The organism is Rhizobium sp. ZK1 (genome assembly GCF_047782645.1).
Lineage (GTDB): Bacteria > Pseudomonadota > Alphaproteobacteria > Rhizobiales > Rhizobiaceae > Rhizobium.
Genome location: NZ_CP180587.1, coordinates 719,047 through 736,060, shown reverse-complemented (window position 1 = coordinate 736,060; position 17,014 = coordinate 719,047). Strand labels below are relative to the sequence as shown.

The following is a 17,014-nucleotide window of genomic DNA, read 5'->3' as shown; positions in this document are numbered from 1 at the left end:
TCATGACTGAGAAACCGGCGCTGGCGCAAACCTTCGAATACCGGCTCTATATCCGCGCATGTAGTAATATTTCCAGATCGCCCAAAACCGCCACTTGGAGCGCGGCAGGTAGTAAAGCAATGCTGCCCTTAGGGACCAGTGGATGCTCTCAAGCCAAGTCGACAAAGGAATGCCCTTTATCTTGGGTCCTGCTGGGATCTCTTCGGGAAAAAGTGCAGGAACTCCATATCCCAATCGTTCGCCACGTCGCTGCACCCACTCCTCTTTGACATTGGATGCGGGAATCCAATGGTGCACAATTGCTTCGGCGCAATAGTATGATTTCAAACTATATTTCGCTAAGCGCATAATGAATTCCTGGTCCTGTCCCATAGGATAGAGACCACCGGCCAATGGCCCGATATCTTCCCGAAAGCGGGTATCGGATGGGATCGATTGGCGTCGGATCATTGTGTTTGGCCCCCAAACCATATTTGCCTCGCATGGTTTGCTTTGGAGCTCATCGATAATCGCGAAGGTGGACCCCATCGGGATCCAATCCATCAAAGGGTCGCCCTGAGGATACGTTTCCCATTCAGGAATGATCCGCCCGCCAAAGATTGAGTAATCCGGATTAAGCTCAGCGCACTGGCGGAAGGTACTCAGCCAATTGCTCTCAGCACGCACATCGTCGTCGGTCAGCACTAGAAATTTTCCGCGAACTCGCGCGAGACCAGCATTTAAGGCGCGAGACTTGCCTGGAGCGGAATGCTGCATTGGAACAATCGGCAATCGATCGCGGTATTCCTCAAAAATCGCAAAAGTCTTGTCGTTGCTATTATTATCGACAGCAATAAGCTCCCACTGATCGACCGGAAGATCCTGAGCCGCAAAGGAATCAAGGGTGCGCCGCAACCTCTTCTCGCCATTATGGCATGCGAAAAGCACGGAAATAACAATTTCACTCGTCATGCATCGCCTCGTTCCGTTAAAGCGGTCAAGCAAATTTCCCGCGACGACTTTGAATAACCTGAAGCATTCGCTTCAAAATTTTCACGACTTCGGTTTCAATTCCTATTGGCGATTTTCCGGTTATTACCCACAGGCCAGCGTGCACTGCACAATAAACGGCAGCCCCGAGAACAGACAAGAGCACCAGCGCAATCGATGCATGTGCCGTACTGTTTATTGGGCTTGTGAAATTGCCAGACAATAAGACGATCACGACCATTGCCGCCCCGCTCGCCCATGAACGCCACGTCACAGTCAATTGCTGCCACGTGCTCAACCCGGTCAGTGAGCGAATGAGATAAAAATTAGTTATGGACAGAAATAGGCCACCAGAAATTGTCCGGGCGACAAGAAGGCCTGTGAGGCCGTAGAAGTAAAGTCCCAATATCACCACCGGCACGCGCAGCAACAGAAGGATCATCCCACGATTGAATAGTTGTCGCGTAGCACCGACCGCATATGCAAGCGCATTCGCTGGGCCAAAAACGATCTGAATACCGAGAACGGGCGCGATAAACCTGATCACCTCAACCGCAACGGTCCAGTTGGGACCGAGCATCAGATAAACGAATGGATCCGCAACAAGCGCGAGACCAACACCGAGAGGCATTCCAATGGCAAAGAGAGACGCCTGACTCTTTTGATAGGCTTCGGCAAGACGCGCTTTGTCATTGGTCATCTTAGCAAAGCTAGGAAACAAAACCCGCTCCAGCGGCTGGGTCGCAGATTGAGTGATCATCTGAGAAATATTGTTTCCAACGGAATAAGCACCAAAGGTTGCTACTCCAAGAACCCCGCCTGCAAGGAAATTGTCGAACCGGTTGCCAACGATGGAGACAAATTGGTTAAAGGTCAGCCAGATCGAAAAGCCGATTATTTTGCGCCAGGACGCAAGAGAAAAACCAGGCTTGTACGGAGAATAATAATAAGACGTTATGATGCCTGATACCGACGCCGCAACAGCTCCGGCGACAATGGCCCAATAACTTTCAGTAATAAACGCAACTGCAACTGATACGATGAGTTGGGCCGTGTATTCCAGTGCTTCCGATATCGAAATGGTCTTGAAGTCCAGGTCGATAGCGTAGCGAACGAAGTTCGGGCTGCGCAGGCCATTCAGTAAAGGCCTTATAGACAGGCCCACGCATACACCGATCAGCCGTGGATCGTGGTATATGTCGGCCATTACAAAGCCGCTGACAACCATGATCAGGGCGAGGATTGCTCCGCGAATACCACTTAACGTGAAAGCCGTGTCAAAATCCGCCGTTACCGGTTCCTTATGGTGAATTAGAGCGTTTGATAGTGCCAGATCAGTCACGGCCAGAAGGATCGTCAGCAGCGTAGTACCCAGCGCAACGAGCCCAAAATCGGCCGGCACCAGTATGCGCGCAAGGATGATGATCATCGCCAGATTGGCGAGGCGGCTGTAAAAAACCCCCGTCAAGAGCCAGATCGATGCCTTGACGGTCTTTTTTCCGACAGCGCCAGAATTTGCTTCTAAAGGCTCGCTCATCACATTGCGGACCTTGCTTGTTCGGCGACTTTTTGTGATGCGCTGATGCTGGCAGCAATCAGAGGGCCGGCCGACCGGGCAGAACGGGATTGTTCGATTATGTAAGGTGCAACCTTTGCATAGAAATCCGCCAGACTGCCACTGAAGCGACGTGCAAGCGCCACGAAAGATTCCCGGTCGATATGAGATATGTCTGTCACCCACTCCCCCTGCGAGAGCGAATTATAGAGCTCGGTGGTCTTGAATTCGTAAGCGATCGGCAGAACGGGAACCCCGGCGCAAAGCGACAGGATCGCCATGTGCATCCGGGTCGAGATAACGAAATCGAAGCCTTTCAGTTGGGCGAGCAAATCTTCAGGCTCATGGAAAGCGCGGTCAACACTGACGGATTTGCGCGTTTCCTCATCCAATCGTTCAAAAATGCGCTGGCCGACGGCGGAATCATCGTATCGATATTCGGGAATGCCTTGGCACGTCGAAAGAAATACGACTTCGGCATTGTCATCACGCACCAGCGCAGTCACTGCTCCGGCTACCGCGTCAAGATAACGCTCCATACCGTCCGCGGGGCTTCGTCCTTCAAAATGCGCCCAATCGCGAACAGAAACCGCCACTCGCAACCTTTCACCAACCCGCGCGCGCAATGGCGCGGACAGGCGCTCGATATCCGCGAGCGCGAAAACGCTGTCGGCCACGACCTGCAGCCGGTCGTGCGTGATATCGCTGTCGCGCAGATACTGCTGTGACCGGGCGTCGCGAAGAAGGACAAGGTGCGCCTGGTCCAGGACCTTTTTGACAGCAGCCTTGTTCTTTGGCTGCTTAAACGGACCAAGTGATTGTGTAAACAGCACAAGCGGCTTTTTGAGAGCCAGGTCCTTTTCAAACTCTTCGATACGCTCATCGAGACCGTAGCGCTCGACAAGATAAGTGCCGCCCGTCGAGATCACCATATCGGCTTTAGAATAGATCTCGATATTGCGAGCGATTTGAGGATCCAGCAAAAGACCTCCGCCCGCCCTACGTCCGCTGGACATGGCGGCAAGCATACGTCGAAACTCGCGACGCTTGATCCGGTCGATATTGCGGCGAAGCCTTATGCTCCACTGCTGGCCGAGGAACGTCAGCACCGGCTTCGTTGCCAGGAGAGATGTCGTCAGAGGATAGAAATCGATTCCGGAATAGTATCGCCGCGCGATCTCGGGATCGCTATCAAACACCGAAAACTGAACGTCATCCCCAAAAGTCTCGCGTATTATCCGCATAATCGCGATCAGGATCGCAGCGTCGCCTGCGTTCAGACATACGGTATTTTCTATAACCACATGCATCAATCGACCTATTCTTTTGATGAGATCTTGGAAAGCGCGCTCATTAGAACGCGAGCTTGTGTACGCTCATTATATTCGCGCTCAATGACGGCACGGCCTGCCTTGCCCATTGCCAACTGAAGCTCAGGCTCAGATCCGAGCCTTTCCATTGCTGCCGACAGGGCGTCAACATCGCGTTCGTCAACGAGGATGCCTGACAAGTCGTCCTCTACGAGCTCTGGGATGCCGCTATGACGCGTGCTGATCACAGGTAATCCCATCGCCATTGCCTCCATGATAGAAACAGGAATACCCTCCATGTCCCCATTGGCAGCAACCACACTGGGCAGCACAAAGATATGCGATTGATCTAACATTGCCCTGACATCTTGATGCGCAAGCGCACCATGCAAAGTGATCTTGGCATTGGATTGCCATCCGGTCGTGATCGCTCGAATCTCCTGAAGATCCGGCCCGTCTCCGATGACGTCGAGACAAATATTGAGGTCAGGCCGACGCTCGGCCAAAGCCTTGAAAGCCTCAATCGTGTAACGATGGCCTTTCTTCTCCGTCATTCGACCGATCGTGATGAATCGCGTTGTTTCGCCGGGGACCGCAACGCGGCGCTTATATTCGAAAGCATTGCAATCGACGCCAAGACGGATAGTGCGAATCTTGTCGGAGGGAGCGCCAAGCTCTGTAAGGCGGCGACGCCAGAAATCGCTGATCGGAATTAGCAGGTCCGCCTCAGAGAACAAAGTCTTATACGCATCTGTCGCTTCAACGATATATTGCGTAATGTCATAACCATGAAACACGGTCGTCATGGGCGACTTGACTAGACCGTGTTTTTTCAAGTCAGCGATGACTTTGCCGGCAGGCCCGAAATGACAATGAATTATGCTGTCGGGGTGCGACTGCAGTCTGACCGCAATGGCAAGCTTCATGGAGAAAGGCACCACGGTATCGCCACTCCATGCCGCCAACAGAACATTCGGAAGCAATGCAGGGTTCCTGATCAGCAGCTTTGACGCAGCTTTCGCTGCCGCCAACAATCGTCGCGCCCGACTGGACCTTGTAGTCCCATCGAAAATGGTATCGATCCGGTCCTCGTAGCCATAAGCGTTCGGTAGATTCGAGCGATTCTCTGAGGGTGATTTGCAGGAAAGAACCCGAATATCACCGCCAAGTTCGGCAATGCTGCGGATCTCGTTAAATACGAATGTCTGGCTGAGTTCAGGAAAAGACAGGGAGAAATAGACAACAGGAAAAGGCTCGAACTCCCATGTCGCTTCTTTCACATTAATTCTCTGTGGATAGTTCATATTTTTTCGCTCACCCTGCTTCGTCTCCGACGTCAATTGCCAGAAGTTTTGGACGAAATCATTCCGCAGGTTCGTCGACAGCCATGCGTCCGTAACGTGAAATAATCTTGATATCGCTTCTAATAATTTTGGCGGGATTGCCGACCACGAGCGACCGCGGAGGAACGCTCTTCGTTACAACAGCGCCGGAGCCGATAACACACTCGTCACCGATCTCAACTCCCGGCAAAATGATGCTTCTCGCACCGATGAAGCACCTCTTGCCGATCCGTGTGTCAAGAAAAAGACCACGTGTAAGATCGTGGGTCAGTATTGCGGCTTCAAACGCAACGTAAGTCTCTTCTCCAATATGCATGCCCTTCGGATTCGTCTTGTCGAAACGCACACTTAAGGAAAAGCTGGCGGTTGGATGGATATCCATGCCCCAGAATTTTGTGTAGTAGAGCCACTTCAATTTGACGATCGCATTGCGCCATCGACGAAATGAATAGAGGCCCCACTTAGGCTGTTTTCCATTCTTACCCATTTACACGCGCCTCGCTGTCGCAAACTCATCAAGAACCGCGTCATAATGGTCTTCGAGCAGCCGGGTCTGATGGAGAATGTCGAATTTTTCCGAGACCATAACCGAAGCTCGGGCGCTAAAAGCGCCCCACATATCCGCATCGCTCAAGAGGCGCCCTATCGCATTCGACATGCCGGTAGTGTCTCGTTCTGCAACAAGAAAACCTGTTGCGCCATCTTCGACAGCCTCGCCGACCCCCCCTGAACGAAAGGCGACGACCGGCGTCCCGACAGCTTGAGCTTCCAAATTTGCGAGACCGAAAGCCTCTGCATGACCATTTTCCAAAGTCACACTCCCATGTAGATAGAGTTCGGCTTCGGCAAGCAGATTTCTTATGTGCAACTGCGAAAGGTTTTCATAAATCGTCACCTTTGGCAAGCTTTTGCGCGCCAAAGCCTCGATTTCCCCCCTTAATGGGCCGTCTCCAACCATGACGAATTCGATCGGATTACCTTGCGCTGCAGCATGAGACAGCGCCTCAATCATGTAGCGGTGCCCCTTGTACTCAATGAAGCGCGCAACCGAGACAACCAAGCCCTTGCGCCGTTTCGTGGGCGAGCCTTTGAACATCGTCAGGTCCAAGCCGATGTAGTGGCGCAATATTCGTTGTTCCGGAAAGCCGATCTCCAGCAGCCGCTCGCGAATGAAGTCAGACACTGCGATATTCCAGCCGTTCCAACCCGCCATCTGTTTGCGGCCATGCGAGAAGAAACGCACCTGGTTGAAGCCACCCGGTCCTTTAGGATCACCGGTGTATGTCGCATCAAAGCCATGAAAAGTCGTGATGAGTGGTAGTCTGGCAGCTTGTGCCAACGGCCCGATCACGTAACCATTCTTACCGAAATGGGCGTGGATGAGGTCCGCTTTTTTCGTGACCGGAAAAAGTGCTGGGATACCAATCCGAGGAATTTTCAAGAACAGTTCCCCGGCACGCATGCGGGGCGAACTTCTGATATCTTGGACCTCTACTTTCGCCTGCTGGGTATGGGCAGAGCTAACCCTTTCTCCTGCGAGAATTGTCGCATTATAGTTCCTGAAGGATTGCGCTTGATTGATAATGAACGACTGACTTGGAGGCAAAAAAGTTTCGATGTAGATGGCGACATTTTTCACGATAAACTTCCGGATGTTGCTGCTGGACGGGTTTATAGACTGTTCAGGGCAGCCGTGAGACCCTCTACTGTACTTCTAGGTTCGTTATTGTCGTCATAGAGGTTAATGTACTTGCGGCATGCACCGACTGGCTTCGGCTCCAGCTCTCCGTACCTCTCGGCCAGGCCCCAGACGGTTACACCCTTCAAGTTGCCGCTTTCCGCTACAGTCGTGACGAAAGACTCGAAGATTTTGCCGTAATCGGCTTCGTTGAACTTCTTGTCTGCATAGGTGAAGCGGCAAGAAGCATCGAGTTCCGTGATGAATACGGAAAGGCCCATATCCTTCAGTTCTCCACAGAACCGTGCAACAGCTGCCTCATCGAGCTTATCGATGCCCGGGCGAAAGTGCCCCTGGAGTCCAACTGCGTGAATCGGCGCACCCTTTGCGAGTTGCGCCTCTATCAGTTTCAGCAGCAAAATACGTCGTTGTTCAAAATTCGAGCCTACCTTTTCCAGATGAGCTTCATTGAGAACAAGGACCGCGTCTGGATCGGCCTCATGGGCGGCCAAGAAACTCTCTGTTACGTAGTCGTCTCCCAGCAGATTTTGAATTGTCCAAGAGCGCATCTCCGCCGTATCATATTCCATCGGCTCATTGACGACGTCCCAGGCATCGACTCGACCCTTGAAATGACCGACGACGGCGCGGACATGGCGCAACATAACTTTGCGGGCTTCCGCTGCATCTTTAATCTTCGATACCCAAGAGGGAACGTTCTTCCACACGAGCGTGTGACCATAGCTCTTCATGCCTTCAGCTTCCGCAAAGGCGACAATGGCATCCGCTTGACCGAAGGTAAATTTGCCGGGGGAGCGTTCAGTCCCTACCCATTTCATTGAATTTCGGGCGGTCAGTGAATTGCAATGTGTCCTATAGAGATCTTTGAGCCATTCGTCCTGTAGGTTCTGGTAGTCGATGGCACTGCCGAATCGAAAGCCTTTCCTGTCCGCCAGGTTTCTCAGAGAATCTTCAACTTGCGCGGATGCCTCATTGAGATATCCGTAGCTCATCAGGCCGACAGTTGCGCCAGCAGCAGCTTTCAGAAGCTCGCGTCTATACATTTGCAAAATCTCCGATGACTGCAATTCTGCTTCAAATTGCCATTGAATGAAGGAGTTCACGTCTCCGACAAGCGATAGTTCGAACGATGGCGACTACTGTTTGCACACTGAGTCCGAAATGCGATCGACGAGCTCGGGAATGATGATCCGCGCTGCAGCCTCCGGCTTTGGATGCGCACCGTCCGGTATTGCCTGCCCGCGCTCCGCAGGCGAAAGCTGCATCCAGAGACCACGAAAATCTACAAACTCCAGGTGTCTATTTTGCGCCTCCTGCTTGTGTGCCTCGATATAATCATCAACGAAAGGTCGGACGACTCCGCGAATCCCGGAAAAGGGGTTCATGGCCATGGCAATGATCCGGGCGTCGGGAAGCCTCTTGTGCAGTTCATCGAGAATATACGCCATGTTCTTTCGGCTGGCGGCCACGGAGACGAAACGATGGAGCGTCGCATCATTCGCATAAAACTCGATCAAAACGATGTCTGGCTTCTCCCTCACGACGCTGTCCAGATGCGCTTTCGCCCAATATGACGTGGCGCCGCTCATTGCGACTTTCGTCACCTTGACCTCTCGGTTCAGACAGGACGATAGCTGTTTCTGCAGGGCGGGTTGCCAACCGCCGATGTCCGTCAAAGACGTTCCGAAGCTTACGATCTTTAGTTCCGAAGCGGACGCCATCACGTCATGAGCACCGAACATAATTGCGACACCTAACAATATGCTGCGCATCTGATCCGCCGCTCCTGTTGCTCAATCATCGGTTTTTATCTGCGACCAAGCTGGGCGAGCTATGCGTTTTCTCCTCGGCCTAGCGGCTACGGCTACCCATTTCACTGTTCATCAGGTTAACGTGTCAGAAACGCGAAACAATGGCAGCGCTGGATTTTTTTGCACTGCACACAGGCAAATCGCCGTCGGCGGCGAAATATTCCGCCGCCTCGTAGGTGGCGGCTTACTCAAGCAACCGTTTGATTTTTTGGAAAATTTGACGAAGGGGCACCAGATTTGCTGCGACCAGAAGAGCCCGAATTTAATAAATCGCCCGGAAAAGGCCGTTTCCGGTGGTATATTGAAAATCTAAAGTGTGTCGTGTAGCTGTTGCGCTGCACGACGAATTTTTTCCTCAAACGGGCGATACGGTTTGAAATAGTGCCATGGTTGCTCAGATGGAGGTAAGATTGCTCTCGCCCGAAAAAGCGATTCCGAACAGCGATTACGAACCGACCGGCGACACTCAGGAAGAGTTTATCGATTTCGAAAAACTGTTCTCGATCGCACGGCGGCAATGGCTGGTTGTGGCGGTTTCGGTATTCGTCTTCCTGCTATTTGGCATCGCCTATCTTCTCACCGCCGTCCCGCAATTTACTGCGACGACAAGCGTGCTGATCGATCGCGGTAACAGCGAGATTTTGAATCAACTGGCGAATATGGGCGTTCAAGTTGATGATGATGGCGCTATTCTGAGCGAAGTCGAGCTTTTTAAATCTGACACGGTTGGACTAGCCGTCGTTGATAAACTCAACTTGCTCGATAACCCGGTTTTCATGTCGGCCCCACCGTCGCTTTCACGCATGATAAGATCAGCGGTCGATTTTCGACGATGGTTTTCGGACGACGGCGGCGGCGCCGTTGATCAAGACCTGCGACGCATAAAAGCTGCCACCAACGTCGCAAACAACATGGATGTTGAAAGGACGGGCAAATCCTACGCCCTGTCGATCAGTTATACATCAACTTCACCAGAACTCGCAGCCAATATCGCTGATTCGATTGCGAATGCGTATCTTCTGGATAAGCTGAATTCAAAGTACGATGCGACCAGAAGAGCCAGTGATTGGTTGCAGAAACGAATTGATGAACTCAGACAAAAAGCGCTGGATTCAGATCTGGCCGTTCAGAAATTCCGGTCCGAGCATGGGCTTGTCGCTGTTTCGACAAATGGCAGTTCATTGCTGCTCAGCGATCAACAGTTAACCGAACTCAACAGTGCCCTCATAACGGCGCAGTCGGATACTGCGAAGGCGCAGGCAAGATATGACCGCGTGAAGGCAATCATTGACTCTGGCAAAACGGACGCAATCGTCACTGATGTGCTGGATAGTTCCATCTCGAACGACCTTCGCAAAAAGTATCTCGAAGCTTCCAAGTTCGAATCGGAACTGGAGGCGCGCCTTGGCCCAGACCATATACAGGCGGTAAGATTGCGCGGTGAGATGGCGGAATACAAACGGCTGATGTTCGAAGAGCTGAATCGCATCGCCGAGAGTTACCAGAGCGAACTGGAAGTAGCCCAAACACGCGAGAAATCGTTAGCAGACAGCGTGGCGCATGCGACAGGCATTTCCAGTGCAGCGAACGAAACACAGGTGCAGCTACGCGAACTGGAGCGCAACGCGGATACATATAAGAACCTCTACCAGACGTTCTTGACACGTTTCCAGGAAGCAACTCAGCAGCAGTCATTCCCAATCACTGAATCTCGCATCATCACGAAGGCCCAAATTCCCACGCGTCCAAGCTCTCCGAAGAAGCCTTTGATAATCGCACTGGCGATCTTCGCTGGGGCAGCGTTTGGAGGCGGCATCGGGGCCTATCGAGAATTCCGTGACAGGTTCTTCCGCACGGGTGAGCAGGTCAGAGATGAGCTGGGTATGGAGTATATAGGCCATGTTCCGCTCATGTCTGAGACAGAGCTCGCCCCCCCGCCTGCCACTTCCGGCTCTCCACGCGACTTGAGCGATGTGAGTTTAGCGACGCGGTATGTAGTCAATCATCCACTTTCGGCCTTCGCCGAAACGCTCAGAAGCGCCAAGCTTGCTGTCGATATGGCCAACCCCGGGAAGAGGTGCAAAATCATCGGCATCATTTCGAGCTTGCCCGGCGAGGGAAAATCGACCGTTTCGATCAATTTCGCGCAACTGTTGGCGATGCAGGGATCTCGGACGCTTCTAGTAGATGGCGACCTGCGCAACCCCGGCGCAACCCGCGCAATAGGCAGGCATGCCGAAAACGGGATTATCGAAACGCTTCTCGATAAAAAACCAATCAGAGATTCAGTCCTTGTCGACAGCAAGACGAAGCTCGCCTTTGTTGCAGCGGTTGTCAAACGCCGCATTCCTCACTCATCTGACTTGCTGTCGTCGCCACTGATGGCAGACCTCCTAGAGGAGATGAGCGGCTTTTTCGATTATATCGTGATCGACCTGCCACCGCTTGGCCCTGTGGTGGATGCCAAGGCTGTTGGGCCGATGCTTGACGCGTCGCTCGCCGTCATCGAATGGGGCCATACGTCCCGACGGGTCGTTCGATCGACGTTCGGCAGCCACCCGGAATTGATACAGAAATGCCTTGGCGTAATACTGAACAAAGTTGATACGGCCAAACTGAAACTCTACCATTCATATGGCTCAGGCGAGTACTACTACAGCCGTTACTCGGCCTACTACCACGAAGCGTAAGACCGCTTTCCAACTGGACTCTGAAATGCATTATGCGGCGAAATTCGCCGCATAATTTTTGATCAGGCGTATTCCGCAAAGAAATTACCGATCGCCTCTATTTCATTCGGCCGGATATCGTGACCGCCCGAATGCCATTCCAACAGCACTTCCGCCTGCTGGGCCTCGAAATAGTCAGAAAGCGCTTCGGTCAACGCGACCGGGGAGATCGGATCGCGCTGGCCTGCCGTGATCAAGACCCTTCGACCGCCGAGATCGGGATTGGTGCGCGGCCGAAAAGGGATGAGCGGATGGAGCAGTGCTGCTGCGTCGAACAGGCCCTTTTCGATCAATATGTTCGCCAGAATGTTGGCGCCGTTCGAGAAGCCGAGCCCGAGAATTTCGGAGGCGCCGTGTGTCGCCGCCAGATCCTGGACATAGTCAGTCATCTTCGCAGTCGCCCGCGCGAGGTCGGCCATGTCATAGACCCCTTCCCCCGTGCGCTTGAAAAAACGGGCTGCCCCATATTCGGAAACATCGCCGCGCGGCGAAACGATTGTTGCTTCCGGCAGCAGTCGCCTGCCGAAGTCGAAGAACTGGTTCTCGTCGCCGCCGGTTCCGTGAAGCACGAAAAGGATGGGTTTGCCGGGCGCACCAGCATGCAGCCGGTGCACATAACCATTGTCAGTCATTGTCCTGCCTCCGCTTAGGCTTCAAGTGGCTGCAGATGCTGCTCGATAAGGGCGCGCAGATGAGCATGCTGTTGCGGCAGCTTCAACGCCTCGCCGAGATGAGCCGTATCCTCGTCGCGGTCGAAACCTGGTTCGTTGGTTGCGATCTCGAACAACACGCCGCCGGGCGTGCGGAAATAGATCGCCCAGAAGTAATCGCGATCAATGACCGGGGTGACCTGATAGCCCGTATCCATCAGCGCCTTGCGCACCTCGAGCTGCTTTTCGCGATTTTCGACGGCGAAGGCGACATGGTGGACAGAACCGGCGCCCGGGAGCGCACGAGCGATATTGGGCATGGTTTCGAGATCGACGAGATGCGCACCGTTGCCGCCGGGAATGACGAACCGCTTGACCCCGTCTTGTTCCTCCTGAACCACATAACCCATGAACTTCAGGAGTTCGGCGGTGGCGCCATCATCCCTCAGCCGCATGGCGACCGAGTGGAAGCCTCTGATAGCCTGATCCTCGCTGATGCCGCCATGTGTCCAGGGAGCGCGGGTATCGTCCTTGACCTCGACGAGCGCGAAACCATCCCCGTCAGGGCCAGCAAAATTCAGGCGCTTTTCACCGAAGGTTTCCTCGGCTTTCAAACCGCCGACATTGAGTTTCGTCAGCCGATCGCTCCAGAACCCGAGCGAGCCCTGCGGAACCGAGTAGACCGTAGTGCCGACTTCACCGGTACCCGGGCGCCCCTGCGGCATCTTCGGGAACGGGAAGTAGGTCATGATCGTGCCCGGAGAACCGGTCTCGTCGCCGTAATAGAGGTGATAGACGTCGGGAGCGTCGAAATTGACGGTCTTCTTGACGCGGCGCAGGCCCAGCGCATTGGTGAAGAACTGGTTGTTGGTGCGGGCGTCCTCCGCCATCGATGTGACGTGGTGCAGACCCTTGATTTGATCGAGCATTTGAGACCTCTTTCTGCCCGCATCGGGCGGGCTTTCGATGGGTCATAAATGAGCTCTTCCACCCGTTTCTCATAGACCGGCAAGCCGACACGCATTGTCTTCATTTTGTGAACGACAATGCGGAAGCGTTCATGGATTGGTGGGAAGCTGCCAGTCGATCGGCTCCCGACCGTGCGATTGCAGAAATGCATTCGCCTTGGAGAAATGCCGAGATCCGAAAAAACCGTTATGGGCCGAAAGCGGCGACGGATGCGGCGCCTTCAGCACCAAATGCCGCCTTGCATCGACAAAAGCCGCCTTCTTTTGAGCGTAAGAACCCCAGAGCATGAAAACGGCAGCGTCGCACTCATCGTTCACCTTGCGAATAACGGCGTCGGTAAACCGCTCCCAGCCCTTGCCCTGATGCGAGGCAGCCTGCGCCTCCTCCACAGTCAGCACGCTGTTGAGCAGCAGCACTCCCTGCTGAGCCCAATGTTCCAGGAAGCCGTGCCGCGCCGGCAGAATGCCGAGATCCGTCTCCATTTCCTTATAGATGTTGACGAGCGACGGTGGAATGCGCACGCCAGGCCGCACACTGAAACACAGCCCATGTGCCTGCCCCACACCATGATACGGATCCTGTCCAAGGATCACGACCTTGACCTTCGCAAGCGGGGTCAGGTCGAGCGCGCGGAAATATTCACTGCCCTTGGGGAAAATCCGCCGTCCGAGTTCCTTCTGCTCCAGCAGGAAGGTCTTAAGCTGCTGCATATAAGGACTTGCGAACTCACCGGCGAGAGCCGCCTTCCAGCTCTCTTCTAGAGTAACCGACGTCTCGTTCACGACGCAAACCTCCGGGATCAACGCTCTTGATGTAGGACAGCGGTTCTAGCAAAAGTGTCTATACCCGCAATACGCAACGCTTGCAGCGGAATATTTTCAGTCTCGCAAAGGCGAGCAATCGTCATAAATCTGAAATTCAATAACATTAGCAAAAGCTCTGGTAACGACGCGTAAATGATGGCAATACTTCGCTTATGCCGCCCGCCGGTTTAACTATGTCCTAATTTTGCTGTTTACCCAAGCAAATCAGCACAGTAGAAACGGTTGTTCACAACGCGAGGGTGTTTCGCATGAAGTTTGGGACAAGCGGCCTTCGCGGTCTGTCAGCGGATCTCAAAGGACGCTCATCGGCGCTCTATGCCACGGCTTTCGGCAAATATTTGCTACAGAGCAAGAAAGCAGAACAGGGCGATGTCATCCTGATCGGGCGTGACTACCGCGACTCCAGCCCGGAGATCGCCGGCAATTGCGCCGGTGCACTGTCAAGCCTCGGATTCAAGATTCTCGACTGCGGTACCGTTCCGACGCCGGCACTTGCACTTTATGGCATCGAGAGAAAGGCCGCATGCCTGATGATAACGGGTTCGCACATTCCAGCGGACCGCAACGGCATCAAGTTCTACCGTCCTGACGGCGAGATAGACAAAGCAGACGAAGCTGCCATTACCCGGTTTGCTGCCGAAATCGAAGCCTCCGGCGAAGCTGTCGTCAGCGCGCCCGCCACCTGCGAGGATCACTCTGCGCCGTGCCTGCAGTTCTTCTTCGAGCGCAATACGGCCCTCTTGCCTGAAGCCGCACTAGCCGGCATGAAGATCGGCGTCTATCAGCACAGCACCGTCGCCCGAGACCTGATGGTCGATATCCTCGCCTATTACGGTGCCGAGGTCGTCGCCCTTGGTCGGTCCGAAACCTTCATTCCCGTCGACACCGAAGCCGTTTCCGAAGAGACGATCGCCCTCCTGAAGGGCTGGGCTTTAACGCATGGCCTTGATGCGATAGTTTCCACCGATGGCGATGGCGATCGTCCACTGGTTGCCGACGAGACCGGAATGCCGTTGCGCGGCGATCTTCTCGGGTTGATCGCGGCGAACTTCCTGGGCGCCGGGATCGTCGTCACGCCAGTCACCTCCAATTCCGGCATTGAGGCGGCCGGGCCTTTCACCGTCATCCGCACCCGCGTTGGCTCCCCTTTCGTGATTGCCGGCATGGAAGAAGCGGTTGCCGCTGGCAAGGATCTCGTCATGGGCTTCGAGGCGAATGGTGGGATGCTGACGGCAACGCCTTTCGATATTAACGGCCGTAACGTGCGGGCATTGCCGACACGTGATTGTTTCCTGCCGATGCTGGCGACGCTTTCGCTTGCTGCGATCCGCAGGGAGCCGCTTTCGGCCGTTGCAGCCTCCTATAAGCTGCCCTTCGCCGCGGCCGACCGCCTTGAGAATTTCCCGGTCGAAACCAGCGCAGCCTTGATGAACTACCTGCGCGCATCCGATGCCAATCTTGCGGAGTTCCTGCAGCCTATCGGGGAAGTTGGCTCGAAAAGCGATATTGACGGTTTGCGCGTGACGCTGCGTGATGGCCGCATCATACATTTCCGTCCGTCCGGCAACGCGCCGGAAATGCGGTGTTACGTAGAAGCCGAGGGCGAGACAGCCGCCTCAGACCTATTAAACGCCGGACTAACCCGAATTAAGCGCTGGGCAGAAGCCGGTTAAGCATGCGACAAACTTGGCCATACATTTCGAGGAAGAACATCCTATGACACAGAAAATCGTCCCCGTGATCATGGCTGGTGGCAAGGGCACGCGCCTTTGGCCGCTCTCGCGTGCAACCGCGCCGAAGCAATTCATCCAATTCGTCGGGGACAGGACGCTGTTTCAGGAGACTTTGGTCCGCGTTGCCGATCCGGCCCTTTACGAGGCGCCCATCGTCGTGACGAATGAGGATTTTCGCTTCCTCGTTGCAGAACAGGCCCGCGAACTCGATATTAAGCTTGCCGCCGTCTTGTTGGAACCTGTTGCCCGCAACACTGCTGCGGCAGTCGCAGCAGCAGCAACTCTTGCCTCCGAGCATTTCGGCAAAGACGCCATTATCCAGATGCTGGCATCCGATCACGAGATTCTTGCTGATGAAACCTATTTCGACGCCATCGGCGCGGCACGGGATGCAGCAGCCAAGGGCAAGCTTGTTACCTTCGGCATCACGCCGACCGAACCGGCGACCGGTTATGGCTATATAGAGGCCGGCAAACAACTTTCGGCCGGCACGCACGAGGTCAAGCGCTTTGTTGAAAAGCCAGTTCGCGAAAAAGCCGAGGAAATGTTGGCCGCCGGTGGTTTCTACTGGAATTCCGGCATCTTCATGTTCCCGGTCACTGAGCTGCTTTCCGAAATGCAGGACTATGCACCGGATGTTCTGAAGGCAGCCAGCAAGGCTGTTTCCGGAGCGACACGTGACCTGGACTTTACACGTCTCGACGCAGAGGAATTCGCGAAAAGTCCTGACATCTCCATCGATTACGCAATCATGGAAAAGACGTCCAAGGCTGTGGTCGTGCCGTCCGCCTTCAAATGGTCGGATCTGGGCAGTTGGGATGCGATATGGAAGACCGGCGTTCAGGACGAAAACGGGAACATTGCGGCTGCCAACACGACTGTTGTCAACACCCGCAACTCGCTCGTCATGACCCATGGCGTGCATCTCGCCGTTCAGGGCATGGACGATGTCGCAGTCATTGCCAGCGAGGATGCGGTCTATGTCGGTCCGCTGAAGGAAAGCCAGCAAGTCGGCAACCTCGTCAAGCTGCTTGCCGGCCAGAAGAAGACGTCGAAGCTGACGGAGACGCACCCCACCTCCTATCGTCCCTGGGGTGGCTACACGTCAATCTTCAACGGCGACCGCTTCCAAGTGAAGCGCATCTTCGTGACACCCGGCAAAAAACTGTCGCTACAAAGGCACCACCACCGCTCCGAGCACTGGGTTGTCGTGAAGGGAACGGCAGAAGTTACGATCGGAGAGAACGTGCAGATGCTGCGCGAAAACGAATCAGTCTATATCCCGCTCGGCGAGGTCCATCGTCTCGCGAATCCCGGCAAAATTGTCCTGGAACTCATCGAAGTCCAGACCGGCTCCTACCTCGGCGAAGACGACATTATTCGCATTGTCGACGAATTTGGTCGCTCTTAACATTTCCTTAA

Annotated in this window: 14 protein-coding genes; 3 read left to right on the top strand and 11 right to left on the bottom strand. The window is 54.3% G+C overall.

Translation table 11 applies throughout. The features are described 5' to 3' along the window. The 8 genes from ACK9YZ_RS26035 to ACK9YZ_RS26000 form a co-directional block, all read right to left on the bottom strand. On the bottom strand, positions 1–951 hold the full coding sequence (locus ACK9YZ_RS26035; protein ID WP_416068165.1) for a glycosyltransferase: 951 nt from the start codon (positions 949–951) through the stop codon (positions 1–3). A gap of 25 nt (positions 952–976) precedes the next feature. Then, a complete protein-coding gene (locus ACK9YZ_RS26030) occupies positions 977–2,506 on the bottom strand; it encodes a lipopolysaccharide biosynthesis protein (protein WP_416068164.1) in 1,530 nt (509 codons plus the stop codon). Next, the gene (locus ACK9YZ_RS26025) at positions 2,506–3,834 is read right to left on the bottom strand and encodes a polysaccharide pyruvyl transferase family protein (protein ID WP_416068429.1); all 1,329 of its coding nucleotides are present in this window, start codon (positions 3,832–3,834) and stop codon (positions 2,506–2,508) included. The genes ACK9YZ_RS26030 and ACK9YZ_RS26025 overlap by 1 nt, the downstream gene beginning before the upstream one ends. A gap of 8 nt (positions 3,835–3,842) precedes the next feature. Continuing rightward, the gene (locus ACK9YZ_RS26020; protein WP_416068163.1) at positions 3,843–5,138 is read right to left on the bottom strand and encodes a glycosyltransferase; all 1,296 of its coding nucleotides are present in this window, start codon (positions 5,136–5,138) and stop codon (positions 3,843–3,845) included. Positions 5,139–5,196: 58 nt separating this feature from the next. Beyond that, positions 5,197–5,664 (bottom strand): acyltransferase, encoded by a 468-nt coding sequence (locus ACK9YZ_RS26015; protein ID WP_416068162.1) that lies wholly within the window; start codon positions 5,662–5,664, stop codon positions 5,197–5,199. Beyond that, positions 5,665–6,816 carry a glycosyltransferase gene (locus tag ACK9YZ_RS26010; protein ID WP_416068161.1) on the bottom strand — a complete coding sequence of 384 codons (1,152 nt, stop codon included), beginning with the start codon at positions 6,814–6,816 and terminating at the stop codon, positions 5,665–5,667. Between the two features lie 32 nt (positions 6,817–6,848). Then, positions 6,849–7,919: an endo-1,4-beta-xylanase gene (locus tag ACK9YZ_RS26005; RefSeq protein ID WP_416068428.1), complete on the bottom strand. Its 1,071-nt coding sequence runs from the start codon at positions 7,917–7,919 to the stop codon at positions 6,849–6,851. 93 nt (positions 7,920–8,012) lie between these two features. Continuing rightward, complete coding sequence (locus ACK9YZ_RS26000; RefSeq protein ID WP_216760525.1) at positions 8,013–8,648, bottom strand: SGNH/GDSL hydrolase family protein; 636 nt, start codon at positions 8,646–8,648, stop codon at positions 8,013–8,015. Between the two features lie 449 nt (positions 8,649–9,097). Between ACK9YZ_RS26000 and ACK9YZ_RS25995 the strand changes: the two genes are divergently transcribed. Next, on the top strand, positions 9,098–11,377 hold the full coding sequence (locus ACK9YZ_RS25995) for a polysaccharide biosynthesis tyrosine autokinase (RefSeq protein WP_416068160.1): 2,280 nt from the start codon (positions 9,098–9,100) through the stop codon (positions 11,375–11,377). 62 nt (positions 11,378–11,439) lie between these two features. Here ACK9YZ_RS25995 and ACK9YZ_RS25990 read toward each other — a convergent pair whose 3' ends face one another. The 3 genes from ACK9YZ_RS25990 to ung form a co-directional block, all read right to left on the bottom strand. Then, positions 11,440–12,048: an alpha/beta hydrolase gene (locus tag ACK9YZ_RS25990; RefSeq protein WP_416068159.1), complete on the bottom strand. Its 609-nt coding sequence runs from the start codon at positions 12,046–12,048 to the stop codon at positions 11,440–11,442. A 14-nt stretch (positions 12,049–12,062) separates the two neighbouring features. Further along, on the bottom strand, positions 12,063–12,995 hold the full coding sequence (locus tag ACK9YZ_RS25985; protein WP_416068158.1) for a VOC family protein: 933 nt from the start codon (positions 12,993–12,995) through the stop codon (positions 12,063–12,065). Between the two features lie 129 nt (positions 12,996–13,124). Then, positions 13,125–13,817 carry a uracil-DNA glycosylase gene (ung, locus tag ACK9YZ_RS25980; RefSeq protein WP_216760521.1) on the bottom strand — a complete coding sequence of 231 codons (693 nt, stop codon included), beginning with the start codon at positions 13,815–13,817 and terminating at the stop codon, positions 13,125–13,127. Between the two features lie 290 nt (positions 13,818–14,107). Between ung and ACK9YZ_RS25975 the strand changes: the two genes are divergently transcribed. Continuing rightward, positions 14,108–15,532 carry a phosphomannomutase gene (locus ACK9YZ_RS25975; protein WP_416068157.1) on the top strand — a complete coding sequence of 475 codons (1,425 nt, stop codon included), beginning with the start codon at positions 14,108–14,110 and terminating at the stop codon, positions 15,530–15,532. A gap of 43 nt (positions 15,533–15,575) precedes the next feature. Next, a complete protein-coding gene (locus ACK9YZ_RS25970; protein WP_416068156.1) occupies positions 15,576–17,003 on the top strand; it encodes a mannose-1-phosphate guanylyltransferase/mannose-6-phosphate isomerase in 1,428 nt (475 codons plus the stop codon). Positions 17,004–17,014 lie beyond the last annotated feature (11 nt).